At 68.3% G+C, this 19832-nt stretch carries 19 protein-coding genes; 11 read left to right on the forward strand and 8 right to left on the reverse strand.

Going from position 1 to position 19832, the window contains the following annotated elements; all coding sequences use genetic code 11:
- The first annotated feature begins 67 nt into the window (after positions 1–67).
- The 5 genes from ACFVTE_RS02105 to radA all read left to right on the forward strand — a co-directional run bounded on the left by ACFVTE_RS02105 (position 68) and on the right by radA (position 6322).
- Positions 68–1573, forward strand: coding sequence for an NAD-dependent succinate-semialdehyde dehydrogenase (locus ACFVTE_RS02105; RefSeq protein ID WP_387096163.1), 1506 nt, complete (start codon positions 68–70; stop codon positions 1571–1573).
- Positions 1574–1583: 10 nt separating this feature from the next.
- Positions 1584–1766 (forward strand): hypothetical protein, encoded by a 183-nt coding sequence (locus ACFVTE_RS02110; protein ID WP_387096166.1) that lies wholly within the window; start codon positions 1584–1586, stop codon positions 1764–1766.
- Between the two features lie 291 nt (positions 1767–2057).
- On the forward strand, positions 2058–3470 hold the full coding sequence (locus tag ACFVTE_RS02115; RefSeq protein ID WP_387096169.1) for an aldehyde dehydrogenase family protein: 1413 nt from the start codon (positions 2058–2060) through the stop codon (positions 3468–3470).
- A 159-nt stretch (positions 3471–3629) separates the two neighbouring features.
- Positions 3630–4754, forward strand: a complete 1125-nt coding sequence (locus tag ACFVTE_RS02120; protein WP_387096172.1) for an aromatic acid exporter family protein — start codon at positions 3630–3632, stop codon at positions 4752–4754.
- Between the two features lie 188 nt (positions 4755–4942).
- A complete protein-coding gene (gene radA / locus ACFVTE_RS02125; RefSeq protein WP_387096175.1) occupies positions 4943–6322 on the forward strand; it encodes a DNA repair protein RadA in 1380 nt (459 codons plus the stop codon).
- An 81-nt stretch (positions 6323–6403) separates the two neighbouring features.
- On the opposite strand, the gene ACFVTE_RS02130 is transcribed toward radA, so the two are convergent.
- Positions 6404–7207, reverse strand: a complete 804-nt coding sequence (locus tag ACFVTE_RS02130; protein ID WP_387096177.1) for a YcnI family protein — start codon at positions 7205–7207, stop codon at positions 6404–6406.
- Positions 7208–7362: 155 nt separating this feature from the next.
- The gene (locus ACFVTE_RS02135) at positions 7363–7980 is read right to left on the reverse strand and encodes a hypothetical protein (RefSeq protein WP_387096180.1); all 618 of its coding nucleotides are present in this window, start codon (positions 7978–7980) and stop codon (positions 7363–7365) included.
- A gap of 213 nt (positions 7981–8193) precedes the next feature.
- Here ACFVTE_RS02135 and ACFVTE_RS02140 point away from each other — a divergent pair, with 213 nt between their 5' ends.
- Together ACFVTE_RS02140 and ACFVTE_RS02145 are read left to right on the forward strand one after the other, a co-directional pair.
- Positions 8194–8862 (forward strand): hypothetical protein, encoded by a 669-nt coding sequence (locus ACFVTE_RS02140; RefSeq protein WP_387096183.1) that lies wholly within the window; start codon positions 8194–8196, stop codon positions 8860–8862.
- A gap of 176 nt (positions 8863–9038) precedes the next feature.
- On the forward strand, positions 9039–9854 hold the full coding sequence (locus ACFVTE_RS02145) for a YcnI family protein (RefSeq protein WP_387096186.1): 816 nt from the start codon (positions 9039–9041) through the stop codon (positions 9852–9854).
- A gap of 2 nt (positions 9855–9856) precedes the next feature.
- On the opposite strand, the gene ACFVTE_RS02150 is transcribed toward ACFVTE_RS02145, so the two are convergent.
- Positions 9857–11050 (reverse strand): beta-ketoacyl-[acyl-carrier-protein] synthase family protein, encoded by a 1194-nt coding sequence (locus tag ACFVTE_RS02150; protein WP_387096189.1) that lies wholly within the window; start codon positions 11048–11050, stop codon positions 9857–9859.
- A gap of 147 nt (positions 11051–11197) precedes the next feature.
- Positions 11198–12811, reverse strand: coding sequence for a peptide chain release factor 3 (locus ACFVTE_RS02155; RefSeq protein WP_387096192.1), 1614 nt, complete (start codon positions 12809–12811; stop codon positions 11198–11200).
- A gap of 330 nt (positions 12812–13141) precedes the next feature.
- On the opposite strand from ACFVTE_RS02155, the gene disA reads away from it, so the two are divergent.
- On the forward strand, positions 13142–14218 hold the full coding sequence (gene disA, locus ACFVTE_RS02160; protein WP_306920444.1) for a DNA integrity scanning diadenylate cyclase DisA: 1077 nt from the start codon (positions 13142–13144) through the stop codon (positions 14216–14218).
- Position 14219: 1 nt separating this feature from the next.
- On the opposite strand, the gene ACFVTE_RS02165 is transcribed toward disA, so the two are convergent.
- Complete coding sequence (locus ACFVTE_RS02165) at positions 14220–14939, reverse strand: hypothetical protein (RefSeq protein WP_387096194.1); 720 nt, start codon at positions 14937–14939, stop codon at positions 14220–14222.
- Between the two features lie 162 nt (positions 14940–15101).
- On the opposite strand from ACFVTE_RS02165, the gene ACFVTE_RS02170 reads away from it, so the two are divergent.
- The 3 genes from ACFVTE_RS02170 (at position 15102) to ACFVTE_RS02180 (ending at position 17356) form a co-directional block, all read left to right on the forward strand.
- Positions 15102–15548, forward strand: coding sequence for a hypothetical protein (locus tag ACFVTE_RS02170; RefSeq protein ID WP_387096197.1), 447 nt, complete (start codon positions 15102–15104; stop codon positions 15546–15548).
- A 241-nt stretch (positions 15549–15789) separates the two neighbouring features.
- Positions 15790–16626: an A/G-specific adenine glycosylase gene (locus tag ACFVTE_RS02175; protein WP_387097126.1), complete on the forward strand. Its 837-nt coding sequence runs from the start codon at positions 15790–15792 to the stop codon at positions 16624–16626.
- A gap of 124 nt (positions 16627–16750) precedes the next feature.
- Positions 16751–17356, forward strand: coding sequence for a hypothetical protein (locus ACFVTE_RS02180; protein ID WP_387096200.1), 606 nt, complete (start codon positions 16751–16753; stop codon positions 17354–17356).
- 1 nt (position 17357) lies between these two features.
- On the opposite strand, the gene dhaM is transcribed toward ACFVTE_RS02180, so the two are convergent.
- Genes dhaM through dhaK form a run of 3 tightly spaced genes read right to left on the reverse strand, consistent with a single transcriptional unit; the run spans position 17358 to position 19743 of the window.
- On the reverse strand, positions 17358–18116 hold the full coding sequence (gene dhaM, locus ACFVTE_RS02185; RefSeq protein WP_387096203.1) for a dihydroxyacetone kinase phosphoryl donor subunit DhaM: 759 nt from the start codon (positions 18114–18116) through the stop codon (positions 17358–17360).
- Positions 18113–18739, reverse strand: coding sequence for a dihydroxyacetone kinase subunit DhaL (gene dhaL, locus ACFVTE_RS02190; RefSeq protein ID WP_387097129.1), 627 nt, complete (start codon positions 18737–18739; stop codon positions 18113–18115). The genes dhaM and dhaL overlap by 4 nt, the downstream gene beginning before the upstream one ends.
- Before the next feature lie 2 nt (positions 18740–18741).
- Positions 18742–19743: a dihydroxyacetone kinase subunit DhaK gene (dhaK, locus tag ACFVTE_RS02195; RefSeq protein WP_387096206.1), complete on the reverse strand. Its 1002-nt coding sequence runs from the start codon at positions 19741–19743 to the stop codon at positions 18742–18744.
- Positions 19744–19832: the final 89 nt, after the last annotated feature.

Genomic DNA, 19832 nt, shown 5'->3' on the forward strand with positions numbered 1-19832 from the left:
TGAAAACGACAACAACTGCGAGTCAGTTGCACCCCCAGATCCTTCCCTTTCCCGAGGAGACTCCCGCATGACCGTTTCGCCCGTTATCTCCCCTGCCATCTCACCGGAACGCGAAGCGGCGCTGCTCGCGTCCGTGCCCACCGGCCTGCTCATCAACGGGCAGTGGCGGGACGCCTCCGACGGTGGGACCTTCGACGTCCACGACCCCGCCACAGGAGAGGTTCTCGCCACCCTCGCCTCAGCCACCAGCGGGGACGCCGTCGCCGCGCTCGACGCGGCCGACGCAGTCCAAACCTCCTGGGCGCGGACGGCACCGAGGGTACGGGCCGAGATCCTGCGCCGTGCCTTCGACCTGGTCACCGAGCGGGCCGAGGACTTCGCGCTGCTGATGACCCTGGAAATGGGCAAGCCGCTGGCCGAAGCCCGCGGCGAAGTCACCTACGGCGCCGAGTTCCTGCGCTGGTTCTCCGAGGAAACCGTCCGCGACTACGGCCGCTACCTCACCACACCCGAGGGCAAGAACAAGATCCTCGTCCAGCACAAACCCGTCGGCCCGTGTCTGCTCATCACGCCGTGGAACTTTCCGCTCGCGATGGCCACCCGCAAGGTGGCCCCCGCCGTCGCCGCCGGCTGCACCATGGTCCTCAAACCCGCCAAACTCACCCCCTTGACCGCCCAGTACTTCGCGCAGACCATGCTCGACGCCGGGCTGCCGGCCGGGGTGCTCAACGTCGTCGCCTCCTCATCGGCCTCCGGGATCTCCGCACCCCTGCTTCGGGACTCCCGTTTGCGGAAGGTCTCCTTCACCGGCTCCACCCCGGTCGGCAAACGGCTCATAACCGACGCCGCCCAAAACGTGCTCCGCACTTCCATGGAGCTCGGCGGCAACGCACCCTTCATCGTCTTCGAGGACGCCGACCTCGACGCCGCCGTCGAAGGAGCGATGGCCGCCAAAATGCGGAACATGGGCGAGGCCTGCACCGCCGCCAACCGGTTCCTCGTCCACGAATCCGTCGCCGCCGAGTTCACCGCCAAGTTCGCCGCCGCCATGGGGGCCCTGACCACCGGCCGCGGCACTGAACCGGCCACGAACGTCGGCCCGCTGATCGACGCCGGGGCGCGCGATGACGTGCACTCGCTGGTGAGTGCCGCCGTCGACGCCGGAGCAGTGGCCGTCACCGGCGGCGCACCCGTGGACGGGCCCGGCTACTTCTACCAGCCCACCGTCCTCGCCGATGTCCCCAACGATGCCGCGATCCTGGGCCAGGAAATCTTCGGCCCGGTCGCCCCGGTCACCACGTTCACCAGCGAGGAGGACGCGATCCGGCTGGCCAACGCCTCCGAGTACGGGCTCGCCTCCTACCTCTACAGCCGCGACTTCAACCGGCTCCTGCGCGTGGCCGAACAGATAGAATTCGGCATGGTCGGCTTCAACGCCGGCGTCATCTCCAACGCCGCAGCACCCTTCGGCGGCGTCAAGCAATCCGGGCTCGGCCGCGAAGGCGGCACCGAAGGCATCGCCGAATACACCACCACCCAGTACATCGGCATCGCCGACCCCTACGCCAACTGAAGGAAAAACATTGAGTACTGTCCAGCACGGGCAGCGCCGCTCGGCAACGGATAACCGCCGCGTAGCGTTCGCCACCATCATCGGCACCACCATCGACTGGTACGACCAGGCCGAGCAGGAGGTCGGCGCCACCGTCTTCGACCGGCGCCGGGCGGACTCGGCCGACGCTGCCAAGGCGCCCGCCGGCGTTTAACCCTCAGGCAGAGTTTTTGTCCAGATATCAGTCGCAAAAGGCCGGCAAACCCACGATATCTGGACAAAAACTCTCATCCGTTGCTCCGTAGACGCCGTTGTGGAGCATGAAAAGGGCCCCTACGGAGCAATCGACGGGAGTTGCTAGAGGAGCAGTCACCTGCACAGTTCGCCCCAAGCCAAGGGTTCTGCACCCAAAGACAAGCCAGCGGCCCCGCCCCCGGACAACACTTGGGTATGCCCGCCTCGCCGCCCGGCTGAGCGCACTTTCCTACTCGAAGTGGAGTACCTCTTGGAAACCTACGATGCCCTTCTCGCGTCCGTCACCGCCGGTCCCGGCCAGGAGAGCCGGACCATTTTCGATCCCGCCACCGGCGGCGTCGTCGGCCAGGCCCCGGTCCACACCGTCGAGGACCTCGAAACCGCGGTAGCCGCGGCCCTCGCCGCCCAGCCTGCCTGGGCCGCGCTGGGCCACGACGCCCGCTCAGCCGCGCTGCTCAAGGCCGCCGACGCCGTCGAACGCTCCGCCGAAGAACTCGCCCAGCTCCTCTCCCGCGAACAGGGCAAACCCCTCAACGGCCCCAACGCCCGCTTCGAAGTCGCCGCCTGCGCCGCCTGGCTCCGCGCCACCGCCACCACCGAACTCAAACCCGAAGTCATCGTCGACGACGGCGAAACCCACGCCGAACTCCACTACAAGCCCATCGGCGTCGTCGGCGCCATCGGCCCCTGGAACTGGCCCATGATGATCACCATCTGGCAGATCGCCCCCGCCCTCAGAATGGGCAACACCGCCGTCGTCAAACCCTCCAAGATGACCCCGCTCTCCGTCCTGGCCCTGATCAAGGTCCTCAACGAAGAACTCCCCGACGACGTCCTGACCGCCATCTCCGGCGACCGCGAAGTCGGCGCCCGCCTCGCCGAACACCCCGCCGTCGGCAAAATCATGTTCACCGGCTCCACCGCCGCCGGCCGCGCCATCATTCGCTCCTCAGCCGATACGGTCAAACGCCTCACCCTCGAACTCGGCGGCAACGACGCCGGCATCGTCCTGCCCGACGCCGACCCCACAACCATCGCCCAGGACCTGTTCTGGGGCGCGTTCCTGAACACCGGCCAGACCTGCGCCGCCCTCAAACGCCTCTACGTCCACGACACCATCTACGACGCCGTCTGCGACGAACTCACCATCATCGCCAAAACCATGCCCATGGGCAACGGCCTCGACGAAAACAACGTCCTCGGCCCCCTCCAAAACAAAGCCCAGTACGACATCGTCGCCGACCTCGTCCAAGCCGCCAAAGGCTCCGGTGCCCGGATCCTGCTCGGCGGCAACCCCGACCCCGACCAGCCCGGCTACTTCTACCCCACCACCCTCGTGGCCGACATCGACAACACCAACCCCCTCGTCACCGAAGAACAGTTCGGCCCCGCCCTGCCCATCATCCGCTACACCACCATCGACCAGGCAGTGGAAATGGCCAACGGCCTCGACGTCGGACTCGGCGCCTCCGTCTGGTCCCCCAACCTGGCAGCAGCCCGCGAAGTCGCCGCCCGCATCCAAGCCGGCACCGTCTGGATCAACAAACACGGCGCCGTCGACCCCCGCGTCCCCTTCGGCGGCGCCAAACAATCCGGCTACGGCCTCGAATTCGGCGTCGAAGGCCTCAAACACCTCGGCGTCCCCCAAATCATCAACGGCTAAACCCCCACCAACGCAACCCGCTCACCGGAACACAAGGGCCGCCGACGCAGCAACACGACGGCGGCCCTTGCCGTTTTCGGCCCCCGGGTCTGTTTGCCGGGTGCGTCACCGGGGCGTCGGTTTCCCGGTCCGCGGCGGGTCCGGCCATAGACTGAAGCCATGCCCCAGACCGGACTCGCCGCCAGCAAACGCTTCCTTCGCGGCCGGATCAGGACAGGGATGGTCCGGAGCCGGAATTCGCTGGTTCCTGCGATCCAGATGACCGTCGGCGCAGTGGCTGCATATGGGTTTGCGGAGTTCGTCCTGGGGCACACCGGGCCGCTGTTCGCGGCCACGTCCGCCCTGATTGCCCTGGGTTTCTCCCGCGACCTGCGTTTGCGGAGGGTGATGGAGGTGGGGCTGGGATGCACCCTCGGCATTGCCGTGGGTGACTTGCTGGTCCACTGGCTCGGGGCAGGGATCTGGCAGGCCGCCGTGGTGCTTTTGACGTCAATCCTGCTGGCCCGCTTCCTGGACAGCGGCAATATCTTCACCACGCAGCTGGCGCTGCAGTCCGTGCTGGTGGTGCTGCTGCCGGCGCCTGCCGGCGGTCCATTTACGCGCAGCATCGATGCCGTGGTGGGCGGCGTGGTTGCCCTGCTGATCACCATCCTGGTGCCTAAAGACCCCCGCCGGGAACCGCGCAGGGACGTGCAGAAGCTGCTCCATGAACTGGCAGAAGTACTGCGGGAATGCGCGGCGGCACTGCTGGAGAGTGACTCCACCCGGGCGTGGCACGCCTTGGTCCGAGGGAGGAACAGCCAGCCCCTGGTGGATGCCATGCGGCATTCGCTCCGCGCGTCCGGTGAGGTGGCCACGCTGGCGCCCGCCTACCGGCGGCACCGGGACGAACTGGACCGCTTGGAGCAATCGCTGGAGTTCATTGACCTTGCCCTCCGCAACAGCCGCGTCTTTGCCCGCCGGCTCACCAGTTCCATCAACCACGCCGCGCTTTCCGACGAGGCCACCGAGAATATCGCAGAGGTCCTGCAGGAGACGGCAGCGGCGGTGGACGAGCTCTCGCTCGGCCTCGCCGAAGTGCAGGAGGGGGCCCGCCATGCCCACCTGCGCAGCGCACGGCAGGACCTGGGCGAAATTGCGGGGCGGCTGCACCCGAGGATGCTGAAAGTGCAGAAACTCGAGGGCGAGACGGTGGTAATGCTGTTCCGGCCGCTCATGGTGGACCTGCTGGAAGCCGCCGGCATCGACTCCCACGAAGCCCGCGACCTCCTCCCCCCTCTGTAGGGCCCACGACCGCAGGGTTCCCTGGCCGAGCTTGCGAGGTGAGGGTGCGGTTGGGGACGGCCGCAGGGTTCCCTGGCCGAGCTTGCGAGGTGAGGGTGCGGTTGGGGACGGCCGCAGGGTTCCCTGGCCGAGCTTGCGAGGTGAGGGTGCGGCCGGGGATTGTCGGACCCGACAGATACTGTGGAGCAATGGCTACAAAGACTTCCCGGGTTTCCAAGGCACCGGGCTATAAGTGCGCGGAATGCGGCTGGACTACGGTCAAGTGGGTGGGCAGGTGCGGTGAGTGCCAGGCGTGGGGCACCGTTGAGGAAACCGGCGCCGCGGTAGCGCGTACGACGGCGGCCACCACCGTTCTGGAGCCCGCCCGCCCCATTGCCGAGGTTGACGCCACCACTGCCGCTTACCTGCCCACCGGCGTGGATGAACTCGACCGCGTGCTCGGCGGCGGCGTGGTGCCCGGCGCGGTCATCCTGCTCGCGGGCGAGCCCGGTGTGGGTAAGTCGACGCTGCTGCTGGACGTTGCCGCCAAGTTCGCCCGGACCGGGCAGAGCGTCCTGTATGTGACCGGCGAGGAATCCGCCGCCCAGGTGAAGCTGAGGGCGGAGCGGATCAGCGCCATCGCGGACACACTCTACCTGTCCGCGGAGACCGACCTCGGCCAGGCGCTCGGCCAGGTGGAGAAGGTGGAGCCGAAGCTGCTGGTGGTGGACTCCGTGCAGACGCTTAGCAGTGCGGACGTCGAGGGCAGCGCCGGCGGAGTTTCCCAGGTCCGCGAGGTGGCTGCCTCGATCATTTCCGCGGCCAAGCGCCGGAACATGACCACGCTGCTGGTTGGGCACGTGACCAAGGACGGCTCCATCGCAGGTCCCCGCCTGCTGGAGCACCTCGTGGACGTGGTGTGCCAGTTCGAGGGTGAGCGCCACTCCCGCCTCCGGCTGCTGCGGGCGGTCAAGAACCGCTACGGGCCCACCGATGACGTGGGCTGCTTCGACCTCACCGAGGACGGCATCCTGGGCCTCGCCGATCCCAGCGGGCTGTTCGTCACCCGCACCAAGGATCCGGTATCCGGCACCTGCATCACCGTCACCATGGAGGGCCGCCGGCCGCTGCTTGCCGAGGTGCAGTCCCTGCTGGCCGAGACCGGGAACTCACAGCCGCGCCGGGCAACCAGCGGCCTGGACAGTTCGCGCGTGTCCATGCTCCTGGCAGTACTGCAGCAGCGCGCCGGGTGCCAGCTGCAGAAGGACGACTCCTACGTGGCCACGGTGGGTGGTGTAAAGCTCAGCGAGCCGGCCACCGACTTGGCAGTGGCGCTGGCAGTGGCGTCCGCCAAGCACAAGAAACCCCTGCCGCAGCGCCTGATCGCCTTCGGCGAGGTGGGCCTGGCCGGCGAGGTGCGCCCGGTGCCCGGCATCAACCAGCGCATCCATGAGGCCCACCGGCTGGGATTCACGCACGCCGTGGTTCCTTCCAGTCCCACCGGTCCCGGACCGGTCCCGGCAGGCTTCAACGTGAGGGAAGTGGGCCACCTGACTGAGGTCCTGGAACTGCTCATCGGCAAACCCTGAGCAGCCATTCAAAAGGGCCCGCACCTCCCCTGGCTTTCCAGAGGAGGTGCGGGCCCCAGCCTTACGGACGCAGTGTTTGGGCTACTTCTTGACCGCCCGCGTGCGGGCCAGGGCAGTGGCGCCAGCGGCGAGGCCAAGCAGACCCGCCACCAGCCCGATCCAGCCGACGGCCTGGCCGCCGTTGGAGTCCGTGCCTTCCGATGCCGAGCCGGCCGGTGCTACATCGGGCGTCGCGCTTGCGGACCCTTCAGCGGACTCCGCCGCAGTGACCACGAACGACGGCGCCGGGTGGTGTTCCTCCACCTCGGCCGGTGCTGAGGCGGCGGCGGCGGAGGAAACCGCCGCCGAGGGGCTTGCGGAGGAGGTGGAGGACGAGTGGTCGTGCCCGCCCTCGGCCGCGTCCGCCCAGTTGACGGTGGTTCCGTCGGTGTAGCCCTGGGCCGCGGGCAGCATCAGTGTGGTGCCTGCGGCCGGAAGCCGGCCGACGGACAGCGTGAAGGTCTGGAATTCGTTCTGCCCGATCTGGTGGGCGGCATCCGCGGTCCAGATCACGCTGGTGGGCGCCTTGGTGACTGTTGCGCCCGCGATCTCCACGGGCTTGGGCAGCGTGGTGGTGACCACCTGCGCCTTCCAGCCGTCCATCGGCTTCACTGACACCGACGTCAGCGGGTTGTCGGTGGGGAGCTTGACCTCCAGCCGGTTGGTCTTGGCCGTCTCGGATTCGTTCGGAACACTGAATGTCAGCTTGGTGAAGCCGCCCTCGGCGGTTGCCGAGGGGTCAACCGTGACGTGCGCGGAGGCTGCGGCAGCACCGGCGGCGAGAAGACCGGCTGTGAGGGAGGCGGCTGCTGCGGTCTTGAGGGTACGGCGGATGGAGGTGTTCATGAGGGTGGTGCCTTTCAGGAAATCAGAGGGGCCCATGCGCCGTCACAGGGACAAAGCTTTGGCGTCACGGGCAGGTAGCTGCGCGCCGCCGTCGGACCCTGCCTGAAAAGCGGAACCATCCGGAATGGAAAGGCCCGTTCTGCAAGGAAACCCGTCTAGGCGGCGAAAGGCACCGGCGGCCCGCGCCGGGTTGGCAGGTGCACGCCGGCCCTCGTCCGCGGGAGGAGGGCCGGCACCGGCAAGGGCATGGGGACCCGCCTGGGAAGGATGACGGCCGGTTCGGGCCAGCGGAAAAGCGGCTGCAGCCACGAGGCAAGTGTTGCCAGCACGCGTTCCCCGCGGGCCAGCAAGGCTGCGGTGCACACGGTGGCCATGGCGTGCGCAACGAACATGACGCCGTCGGATGCAGCGGTGTGGACGCTTTCGGCCGCGGCGCCTGCGAATGCCGGCTCCAAGGCTGCACCCGTGTGGCCGAGATGGCCAGGTAGATGGGCAGCGGACGCCGGCGCGGCAGCATCCGCGCCACCCAAGGCATCGAAGGCCCAGTGCAGCCAGAGCTGGCCGGCGCCCAGAAGACCGACCAGCGCCGGCCAGGAAAGCCGGAACCGGGTCAGGGCGGCGACGGGAACCAGAGTCACGGCAGACAGCGCCGCCAGGATGGCCGCGGTGGGAAGCTGGCCGCCGCCCGCGAGGTGCCCACCGGCGGCAAACCCGACAACGAGCGAGCCGATCAGCCCGGTGCGGAAAAGCCGGAACGAGGCACGGGGCATCATCAGCGGTCCTTTCCACAAGATCGACGGGCAGAGCGGGCGTCACTGCAATTCTAAGAGCCGCCGCAACAACGCCCCCGTGCCCATCCTCCCAGGACCACTATTCAGGGGCGGCCCAGAGCTGCAACCAACGGGGCAATGTCCAAGGTTTTCCCACGCTGTCGTGTTTACGGTCGGCGTGTCACAGCAGTTCGGGCCTGGTGGAGGGAGGCACCGATGGATCTCCGAGGTCCCCTGCGCCTCTTCCGCGCAGCCCTGGTCACTTCGCTGGCGTTCTCCCTGGCTGTGGCCGGCCACGTCCTGGGTGGCGGACAGCTTCCGGACATCGCCGCCCTTGCCGGATCTGCCGCAGTCCTGCTGGCACCGGCCGCCTGGCTCGCCCGGCGGCAGCTGTCGCTCCCTACCCTGTTCGGTATGCTCGGCGCCGGCCAACTCATGCTGCACACCGCCTTCACGGCCCTCTCCCCCGGCGCTTCCTGCCTACCCCAACTGCCGCTTTCCCAGTTGCCGCATTTCCAGTTGCCGCTGACGCAGTTGCCATTGGCCGGCAGTTTGGCGCACAGCGGGCACGCGGGCCTGAGCTGCTCGGCCGCAATGGAAAACATGCCCATGGGTGCCGGCGGCAATTCACCCGCCATGCTGGCAGGCCACGTCCTCGCCACGCTTGCCACCGCCTGGCTGCTGCGAAGCGGCGAGACCGCACTGGGGCAGCTCCTGGCCTGGCTCCGCCCGCTGGTGCGGCTCCCCCGTCCCGCCGGGTTCACGCCCGCAATCCACCGCCCCGGGGCATGGCCCACAGTTTTCGTCGCGGCCCACCGCCGCAACCTGCGGCACGACACCCTTCGCGGTCCACCCCTCACGGCCCTCCCGCGCACCATTCAGTAGCTTTCCTGCGCATGGCTTTTCAGCCGGCGGAGGGGTGCCGGGACGCTGCCTGACCATCCATCACCCCACGCTGCCCCTCAGCGCGAGCCGCGGCGCAAGCACGCCCCACGGCGCAAGCACGTCACCCGGCACGTCACCCGGCGCGAACGCGCGGCAGCACCGCGAAAGGCTTTGTCATGACTGCTTCAACAACCCGTGCCCTGAAGTCCCGGACCACGAAAACTCCTGCACTGAAAGCTTCTGCACTGAAGACCGTCACCGTTGCAGCAGCGGCGGCCGGCCTTATGGTGCTGGGCGTTGGTTCGGCTTCCGCCCACGTCCACGTGGACCCGGCGTCCACCTCTGCCGGCGGGTTCTCGCAGCTGACCTTCCGGGTTCCCAACGAGTCCGAAACCGCGAAGACCACCAAGGTCACGGTCACACTGCCCACGGCGACGCCGTTCACGTCCGTTTCTGTCAAGCCCATGGATGGCTGGACGGCGAAGATCACCGAGGCTGCCCTGCCCGCTCCGGTCACCGTGGAAGGAGCCAAGATCACCAGGGCCGCCGCCACGGTCACGTGGACTGCCGATGCAACCCACCAGCTCGGGCAGCATGAATACCAGACGTTCTCCATCTCGGTGGGACGCCTGCCCGACGCCGGGACCACCGTGTCGCTGCCGGCCGCACAGACCTACTCCGACGGAACGGTGGTGAACTGGAACCAACCGGAAACCGCCGGCAAGCCCGAACCCGAGCACCCGGTGCCCTCATTCGTCACCACTGCCGCCGCGGACGAGCACTCCCATGCGGCACCGGCTGCCGCGGCGGCTCCCGCCGCAGACACGGCTGCGGACACGGCATCTACCGACACCGCAGACACCTCGGCGGCGTCGTCAACCACCCCGGTCACGGCTGCTCCCGACAACACATTCGGCATCGCGGGCCTCGGCGCGGGCCTGCTGGGCCTGGCCGCGGGGACCGCGGCCCTGGTGCGGACCAGGAAGCGTTAGCGTCAGGCGCGGGTGACCACAAGCGCCGCGCTGTGCCCGCCGAACCCGAACGCATTGACGAGTCCCGCCGTCGCGGTGCTGCCGCTGACGGTACCGGTGATGACATTGAGGTCCACCTCGGGGTCAAGGGAAGCCACGTTGCAGGTGCCGGGCAGGTCGCCCGTCCGGAGTGCCTGCAGCGTGGCAATGGCGGCCAGCGCACCCGCTCCGCCGAGCAGGTGGCCGGTGAGGGACTTCGTGGAAGTCACCGGCACCTGGTCGCCGGCAATGGCCTTGATGGCCTGCGCCTCAAGCCGGTCCCCCACGGGCGTCGAGGTGGCGTGCGCGTGCACGAACCCGATATCCGTGCCACGGAGGCCGGCGGAGGCAAGGGCCTTCTCCATGACCCGCACCTGCATGTCCGGATCGGCGGCCACGATGTCGTTCGCGTCCGAGGTCACGGCCGCCCCGGCGATGCCGCCCAGCACCTCCGCGCCGCGGGCACGCGCGTGGTCCTCGCTTTCCAGCACCACGATCCCCGCTCCCTCGGACAGCACGAACCCGTCGCGGTCCCGGTCGAACGGCCGCGAAGCCCGCTGCGGATCGTCATTACGCGTGGAGAGCGCCCGGATCTGGGAAAAACCGGCGATGATCAGGTCGTTGACGCAGGCGTCCACGCCGCCGGCAATTACGACGTCGGCAGCCCCGGACCTGATCATTTCGGCACCCTGGGCGATCGCTTCGGCACCGGACGCGCAGGCGCTCACCGGGGTGCGGGCCCCGCCCTTCGCGCCCAGGTCGATCGAAACCCACGCGGACGGCCCGTTCACCATGAGCCGGGTCAGGGTGTGCGGGGAAACCTTGCGCGGGCCGCCGTTGTCCAGCTCCCGGACCTGGGCCAGCACGGTGTCCATGCCGCCGTACGCCGAGCCGATCACGACGGCGAGCCGTTCCGGTTCGACGGCGGGCTTGCCCGCCTGCTCCCACGCTTCACGGGAGGCCACGAGCGCCAGCTGGCCGCAGCGGTCCATCCGCTTCAGCTCGCGGGTGCTGAGGAACGCGCCAAGGTCTGCGGTGACCCGCCCGGCGATGCGAACCGGCAGAGCCTCGGCCCAGCCGTCGTCCAACGCCGCGATGCCCGACCGGCCGGCCAGCATCGAATCCCAGGTCTCGGCCACTGTGTCCCCGAGCGGGTTCATGGATCCCATTCCGGTCACAACGACCCTGATTGATCCTGGAACCCTGGCTGGCGCTGCTGCAGACTGCTGGTTTGTGGACACGGCGATACCTTGCTTCGTTGGTTGGGAGACCGTTCGGCGGCCGGAGGCCCCGTCGATTCGGGGCCGGAGCCCTCGTTGATGCGGCTACTTCGCGGGGTTGTGCGTCCCGATAGGTACCAGCGTGAGGTCGGGGTGGTTCTTCTCGATGCGGCGCAGGGCCCAGACATCGTTGAAGAGCGCCAGGTATTCGCCGTCGGACCGCAGCAGCACCTCGGCGCCCGGCACGTTGGCCAGCGCAGGCATGGCATCCGCCGTCGAGATCCTGGCCATGGAGTAAGGCAGGCGTTCCAGGCGCATGGGCGCGCTGAAGTCGTGCGCCATGCGGTCCTCCACCACTTCGAACTGCATGGGTCCGACGGCGGCAAGCACGGGTGCCTGGTCACCGCGGACGTCGGAGCGCAGCACCTGGATGACGCCCTCGTGCTCGAGCTGTTCGATGCCGCGTCGGAACTGCTTGAAGCGGCTGGGGTCCTTGGAACGGGCAACCTGGAAGTGTTCAGGGGCGAACAGCGGAATGGCCGGGAATTCAACGGCTTCCTCAAGGAACAGGCTGTCCCCCACGCGCAGCGAGGACGCATTGACCAGGCCCACGACGTCGCCCGGGTAGGCCTCGTCGATGACCTCGCGTTCGCGGCCGAAGACCTGCTGCGCGTACTTCGTGGCGAACGACTTTCCGGTCCGGGTCTGGGTGACCACCATGCCGCGCTCGAAGACGCCGGAGCAGACGCGGATAAAGGCAACGTGGTCGCGGTGGGCCTTGTTCATGCCGGCCTGGACCTTGAAGACGAAGCCGGAGAACGGCGATTCGACGGCACGCGGGGTGCCCTCGACGTCCGGCCGGGGCGCGGCCGGCGGGGCGAAATCCACCAGCGCGTCCAGCAGTTCCTTGACGCCGAAGTTCAGCGCCGCGGAGCTGAACAGGATCGGCGTCGCCTTGCCCGCGTGGAAGCTCTCGACGTCGAAGGCGAGGTTGGACTCGATGACCAGGCCCGCCTCATCGACGGCGTCCGTCCAGTTGCCGCCCTGGCTTTCGGCGGCCTCTTCGGGCGTGAAGTATTCGGTGAGGGCGATGCTGGCGCCGGCGTTGTTCCGCTGGAAGCGCGCGAACCGGTCGTTGCGAAGGTCCCAGACACCGCGGAAATCACCGGAGATGCCCACGGCCCAGGTCAGCGGCATGGGCTGCAGGCCGGTGCGCTCGGTGATCTCGTCCATGAGGGCCAGCGCGTCCAGGCCGGGGCGGTCCCACTTGTTGATGACCGTGATGATGGGGAGGTTCCGCTGCTTGCAGACCTCGAACAGCTTCATGGTCTGGGTCTCGAGGCCCTTGGCGGCGTCCACCAGCATCACTGCGCAGTCAACGGCGGCGAGAACCCGGTAGGTGTCCTCGGAGAAGTCGGCGTGGCCGGGGGTGTCCAGCAGGTTGATGACGGTGTCCCGGTAGGAGAACTGCAGGGCGGCCGAGCTGATGGAAATGCCGCGGTCCTTCTCCATCTGCATCCAGTCCGAGACCGTTTCCTTGCGGTTGGCCTTGCCGCTGGACGCGCCCGCGGTGCCGATGACCTTGGCGTGCAGGGCTAGGGCCTCGGTGAGCGTGGACTTGCCGGCGTCCGGGTGGGAGATGACGGCGAACGTCCGGCGCCGGGAGGCCTGCTTGTGGATCTCGTGCACTCGGGCGGGGCTCTGCACTTCTTGGGACACGGTGCTACTTTCACTGCGATCCGCTGGGGATCCTGGGTTGGAAGATGTGGCGGCGGAACGTGCCAGCCAAGGTTCCAAGTTTATCGCAGGGGCGGAATCGGCACCTAAGGCGGGCCAAAAGTGCCCCTCAGCCAACCGCCGTCGGACGCACTCCGGATGCCACTTCCGCAGGCCTCCCGCGGGGCACTTTAAGGCTTGCCTGTGCGGTTGCTGGGGTAATCTACCTCTAGGATGGTGCATGCGGGAAACCGAGTACTTTTGATCCTGCCGGCGGACCAGTCCAACCCGGCAAACCTGCAGGCCCCGCCTGCACCTTTGAAGGGAATATCTATGGCTCGCAGCCCTGAAGAATCGCTCAAGGCGACTTTGGGGAGGGTGGCCCCGGGGACCGCACTGCGGGACGGCCTGGAACGCATTCTCCGCGGACGCACCGGCGCGCTGATCGTACTGGGCTCGGACCGGACCATCGACTCCATCTGTTCCGGCGGCTTCGATATCGGCATCGACTTCTCACCCACCCGGCTCCGTGAACTGGCCAAGATGGACGGCGCCATCATCTGCGACAGGGACGCCGGCAACATCCTCCGGGCGGCCGTGCAGCTCGTGCCGGACCCCAGCATCGAAACCCAGGAATCCGGCACCCGGCACCGCACCGCCGAACGCGTCGCCATCCAGACCGGCGTTCCCGTGATCTCGGTGAGCCAGTCCATGCAGATCATCGCCCTGTACGTCAACGGGCTGCGGCACGTGCTCGAGGGCTCCGAAAAGGTCCTGGCCCGCGCCAACCAGGCCCTGGCCACGCTGGAACGCTACCGCTCCCGCCTGGACCAGGTGACCAGTTCGCTCTCCGCCCTGGAGATCGAGGCGATGGTGACCGTCCGCGATGTGGCCGTGACCCTGCAGCGCCAGGAGATGGTGCGCCGGATCTCCGAGGAGATCTCGCAGTATGTGCTGGAGCTGGGCGAGGACGGCCGGCTGCTGTCCCTGCAGCTGGACGAGCTCACCGTGGGCCGCGGCCCGGGCAGCGACATCATCATCCGCGACTACGCGGGGCCGAACGCTTCCCCGGAGGACATCGACGGCGCGGTCAGCGCCCTCCTCAACCTCGGCCCCACCGAGCTGATCGACCTCAGCAAGATCGCCGGGATCATCGGCTTCGCCGGCGGCGTGGACACCCTCGACGCCGTGGTGCAGCCCAGGGGCTACCGGCTCCTTTCCGGGCTCAAGGCCGTGCCGAAGGCTGTCGCTGACAGGCTGGTGGACCACTTCGGCGGGCTGCAGCACCTCATGGCGGCCACGATCGATGACCTGATGACCGTGGACGGCATCGGCGACCAGCGCGCCCGCACGGTCCGCGAGGGCCTCAGCCGGATGGCCGAAGCCAGCCTGCTGGACAGGTTCCTCTAAATCAGCCGAGCTGGAAGACCGTGGGCGCGCTGACCTTCGCGCCAAGCTTCGCGATGAAGACGTAGTACCCGCCGCCAACCGCGCCCTCGGCCACCTTCTCGCAGCCCTGCACGGAACGGTTGCGCGGCCACGGGAAGTTAGCGGTTTCGCTCTTGCCGGGCGCGATGGTCTTGACCAGGTCGGTGCTGGCAGCCTGGCAGTCGGCGGATGAGAAGACCCGGTCCGAGCCGCTGGTGACCAGGAAGTCCATCTGCGACGTGCCGATGTTCACCTTGCAGGGAAGCTTTCCGCCGTTGGTAACCGTGAGGCTCAGCACCGGCTTCTCATCCGCGGCGTAGGACGTCTTGTTGGTGGTCGCCTTGACCGTCACCAGCTTCTGGTCGCAGGTGGGCGAGGCTGACGGCGTTGCCGAGGGGCTGGCCGACGGCGTTGCGCCAGGCTGCGCCTTGCCCTGCGTTGAATCCTGCGTTGGAGAGTCCTGCGCGGACGAGGCCTGCTGGGCGCCGCCGAGGAGGCTGGTGAGTGTTGCCACACCGCCGGCGATCAGGCACAGGACCAGCAGCAGCGCCACTCCGGCGAAGAGCCGACGCCGGCGGTACACGGCGGGGCTCGGCTTGCGCCCGGCGCGGGGTGCCGTTTTCCCGGGTGCTGTTCTCTGTGCCGCGGTTTTTGGTGACCGGTTCTTGCCCGCACCGGAATTCGGAGTGTCTTGCCTGCCCATGCTCCTAGGCTAGGGAACGCCCCGGTTTCTGCCGCACCACCACGCCGCCCCTGCCCCACCATGTCCAATTCGTAACGTAAATTCGGGTGACAACTGTCAGCACGCTTACTAAAATTGAATCCCGGTTACCACTTACCGGGCCGAGTAGGAGAGGACCAAGTGATGGTAGATCACGTATCTGGCGGTCACCTCGAACGCGTCCTGCTGCCGCTGACGTTTGGCAAACATCAGAGCCAGGGGACTGAGTTCACGGTGCTTGCGGTTGAGATCTGGGACACCGGAATCGTGGTGAACCTGCATCTCGCATCAGTCAATGAAGACGAGCCGCAAACCCCCGAAATCGTCATCCATGACCACTTCGGCACAGAGTACAAGCTGGATGAGGTGGCCACCATCGGCTCCCGCCAGCTGCAGTTCTTTGCGCCCTCTATCCCGGAAGGAACGCGCAGCCTGACCATCCGCTCGGTGGATCCGAACAGTGCCAGCTTCGTGGTGGCCCTCGCCGTTCCGGCGCCCAACGGACGCGGCGGCGAAACCCTGCATGGCCACGTTCGGCGGCTGCCGGGGCGGCGGGACGGACTGCCTCCCGTGGAGCAGGAGGCGAGCTGACGGTACCCGCCCGGGAACCGTCGTCGGGGTTTTCAACTAGAGTGTTGGCATCAAAACCACAACCGTTTATCCCGCCACGCCCAGCCCTGCCGCGCCAGCGCCCGCACCCGATCCAGCCGATCCAGCCGCCACCGGGCTGACAGGTTCCGTGCTGACGGACGTCCACGCCACGTTGGAGGGCTGGTTCGACGCCGAGGCCCGGGATTTGCCGTGGCGCGCGCCCGACCGTACGCCCTGGGGCGTGCTGGTCAGCGAGATCATGCTGCAGCAGACCCCAGTGGTGCGTGTGCTGCCGGTCTGGGAAGAGTGGATGCGCAGGTGGCCGACGCCTGCAGCGCTGGCCCGCGAACCCGCGGGTGAAGCGGTCCGCGCCTGGGGCCGGCTCGGTTACCCGCGGCGGGCCCTCAGGCTGCATGGGGCCGCCGTCGCCATCGAACGCGCCCACGGCGGCGAGGTCCCGCCGGACTACGCCGAACTGCTCGGCCTGCCGGGCGTAGGCAGCTACACGGCGGCCGCCGTCGCCGCCTTTGCGTTTGGACGCCGCGAGACGGTGGTGGACACTAACATCCGGCGCGTCCATGCGCGCCTTTTTTCCGGTACGGCCCTGCCCGCCCCCGCCCTGACGGCCGCGGAGATGCGGCTTGCCGCAGAACTTCTGCCGTCCGACGCCGGTACTTCCGTCCGCTGGAACGCTTCGGTCATGGAGCTGGGGGCGCTGGTGTGCACGGCACGTTCGCCCAAGTGCGCGGCCTGCCCGGTGCGCGACCGGTGTGCCTGGCTCGCCGCCGGCGAGCCGCCGCCGTCGTACACGCCCAAAGGCCAGGCGTGGCACGGCACCGACCGCCAGGTCCGCGGCGGCGTGATGGCCGTCCTCCGGCTGGCGGACGCGCCAGTGCCGGCGGAGATGTTCCATCAGGCCCCGGCCGACCTCGGGTTCGAAGCCGCCGGCATCGGCGTGCCGCTGGCCGCCCTGCACCGGCTGAACTGTGCGCCGGAACAGCTGGAGCGGGCACTGGCCGGACTGCTGGAGGACGGCCTGGCCGAACTGCACCACGGCGGGTACCGGCTGCCCGCCTGAGCGCCCGGGCCCCACCCGCACTTGTGTCTCAATTTAGCCCCCACGGCAGCGTTCCGGGTAACGATGAGGGCGCCAGTTTGCGCCGGCCGGCGCCACCGCCGAAGGGTGGATCTACCCTGAAGACATGGGCAAGACAGGGGTACTTCTGGCCACGATCACGACGACGGTACTGCTCTCTGGATGCCACGTGTTCGAGGTGGCGTGCCCGGCGATCGCGCAGGCCTCGGCGGTATCGGTAACGGTGGCCGCCAGCTACGCCCCGGCCGTGAAGGCCCTCCATTTCAAGGCGTGCCAGGACGGCCTGTGCAGGGAGGCTTACTTGGAGCTCGTGCCGGGCCTCATTTCCGTGGATCAGGGCTGCGCGCCTGCCGTGCCTCCTCCCTATGTTCCGGGGAAAGGTGTTCCGGAGCCTGGTGTTCCGGGGACCGCTGTTCCGGAACCCGGTGTTCCGGGACCTGGCTATCCGGGGAATGACGGCCGCGGACCGGACATGCCGTGCTCGGCCGCGGCGTCGCCGGACGGGAGCAAACGGGGAATGCTCATGCTGGATGTCCTGACGGAGTCGCCGATGGACGTCACAGCCTCCGGAACGTCCATCGACGGAACTCCCCTGCCGGTCCGCACGCTGCGCTTCATGCCGTCGGCCGATTACCCGTTCGGCGAGCCGTGCGGGCGCTTTATCTCTGCTGCGGTGGTGCTGGATGAGGCCGGCCTAAGGCAGGACAGGTAGCTCAGGGTTCTCCGAATCCCGCCTTCACCAGGTCGGCCACATACGCCACGGCGCGCTCGGCATCGGGTCCGTATGCTTCCACGTGCAGCACCGATCCCTTGCCGGCAGCCAGGGTCATCAGCCCCGTCATCGAGGCTCCGTCCACTCCGTTGACCGTCACCTCGGCATCCAGGGCCGACAGGCCGCCTGCTATTTTGGCGGCCGGCCGGGCGTGCATGCCTGCCTGGTTGACGAGCTCGAAGTCGCCGGCGGCATCGGGAGCGGCCGGTTCTGCTGCTGCCGGGCCGTGGGCGGCCCCGCCTCCGGCCTGGGTGCTTCCGGCTTGGGTGCCGGTGGCTTGGACATCGGTGGCCAAGTGGTCCTCGGCCTCGGGACGGGACGGAGGATAGCCATGCGTGGCCTCGGCGGCGCGCCGAACTGCATGAACACTGGCGCCGCCCTGGGCAGCCACCGCCGCCGCCACGAGGCCCTCCACGATCGGGGCGTCGGCGAGGAGCACAGGGGTGCTGCCCTCGGCGAACTCCAAGGCTGACTCCGCCGTCATCACGGCCGACCCAAGATCAGTCAGCACCACCACGCCGTCGGCCCCGGCAGCAGTTTCCAGCGCCGCCATCACTTTTTCCATGCTGGTGCCGATCCGGCCGTCAGACGTCCCGCCAGCCGGGACCATCATCACGTCCGGCGCCATCTGGGCCGCGAGTTCCACGGCGCCGTCGGCAATCTTGTCACTGTGCGAAACCACCACGATCCGCACCGTCATGCGGCGGCTCCGGCCGCGGCGCGGAGAATGAGGGCACTCGAGGCCGCGCCGGGGTCCCGGTGGCCGGCGCTTCGCTCCCCGAGGTAGCTGGCCCTGCCCTTGCGCGCCACCAGCGGATCCGTCGCCACGGCACCGGCCTCGGCAGCCTCCGCCGCGGCGATGAGGACCGCCAGTGTGTCACCGTCGGCCGCTGCTGCTGCGGCTGCGTCCACGGCCGGGGTCCAGGCATCCACCATCGTCTTGTCGCCCGACTCGGCCTTACCCCGGGCCACGATGCCGTCCCGCGCCGCCGTCAGGGCGGCGGCGAGCGCCGCAGCGTCCACATTCGCGGCATCCCCCAGCGTGGTCGCGGCCCGCAGGAATGCCGTGCCGTAGAGCGGCCCGGCGGCCCCGCCAACCTTCGACATCAGCGCCATGGCCGTCAGCTTCAGCGCTGCGCCGGGGGTTTCGGGAGGGCTTTCGGCCAGCTTGTCGAGGACCGCCTGGAAGCCGCGGTCCATGTTTTCGCCGTGGTCAGAGTCGCCGATGGCCCTGTCCAGCTCGATGAGTTCCACGCGGTGTTCCGCCATCGCCTGGGCGGACAGCGTCAGCCATCTGACGGCCCAGGCCACGTCCAGCCCCACTGCTACACGCCCCACCGCAGTGCCGGCGTGTGCACGGGCGCATCCCAGAGTTCGGTCATCTCGTCGTCAAGGCGCAGCACAGAGATGGAGCAGCCCTGCATTTCGAGGGACGTGATGTAGTTTCCAACCAGGGACCGCTCCACCGTGAGGCCCTGGTCAGCGAGAATCTGGGCGGCGCGGCGGTAGACAATGTAAAGCTCGCTCAGCGGCGTTCCGCCCATCCCGTTGACAAACAGGAGCACCTTCTCCCCCGGCGCCGTTCCAAGGTCGCTGAGAATCGGTTCCAGCAGGCGGCCGGTGATGCCGTCCGCGTTTTCCATCGCGATCCTGTGCCGGCCCGGCTCGCCGTGGATCCCGATGCCGATTTCGATCTCGTTGTCCTCGAGGTCAAAGCTCGGGGACCCTGCATGCGGCACCGTGCAGGCCGTGAGCGCGACGCCCATGGTCCGCACGTTCTGGTTCACGCGGTCGCCGATGGCCGCCACCGCGTCGAGGCCGTCGCCGCGTTCCGCCGCGGCCCCGGCGATCTTCTCCACCAGGACGGTGCCGCCCACTCCCCTGCGGCCTGCCGTGTACAGCGAGTCCTCCACTGCGACGTCGTCGTTGACGAGCACGGTGCGGACTTCCACGCCCTCGGCCTGTGCCATCTCGGCCGCCGTCTCGAAGTTGAGCACGTCGCCGGTGTAGTTCTTGACGATATGGACCACCCCGGCGCCCGAGTTCACGGCCAGCGTTGCCGGAATGATCTGGTCGGGGGTTGGTGAGGTGAAAACGGCGCCGGGCACGGCGGCGTCGAGCATGCCACGCCCCACAAAACCGGCGTGAAGCGGTTCATGCCCGCTGCCGCCGCCGGACACCAGGCCGACCTTGCCGGAGACGGGGGCATCCTTACGGGTGACGTACTTGGGGTCGGCGCTGACGGTCACAAGGTCTGCATGGGCAAGACCGAATCCTTCCACGGATTCATCCACAACGGCGCGGGGATCATTGATGAGCTTTTTCACGGCCGGCTCCTGGGCTCTCGGTGCTTCATTGACATCGGTCAGGATGTGCTTTGACCCTACTACCGGGACCGGCTGCGCGGTAGTTCGGA

This window comes from Arthrobacter sp. NPDC058097 (assembly GCF_042884885.1).
In the GTDB taxonomy this organism is placed as follows: Bacteria; Actinomycetota; Actinomycetes; order Actinomycetales; family Micrococcaceae; genus Arthrobacter.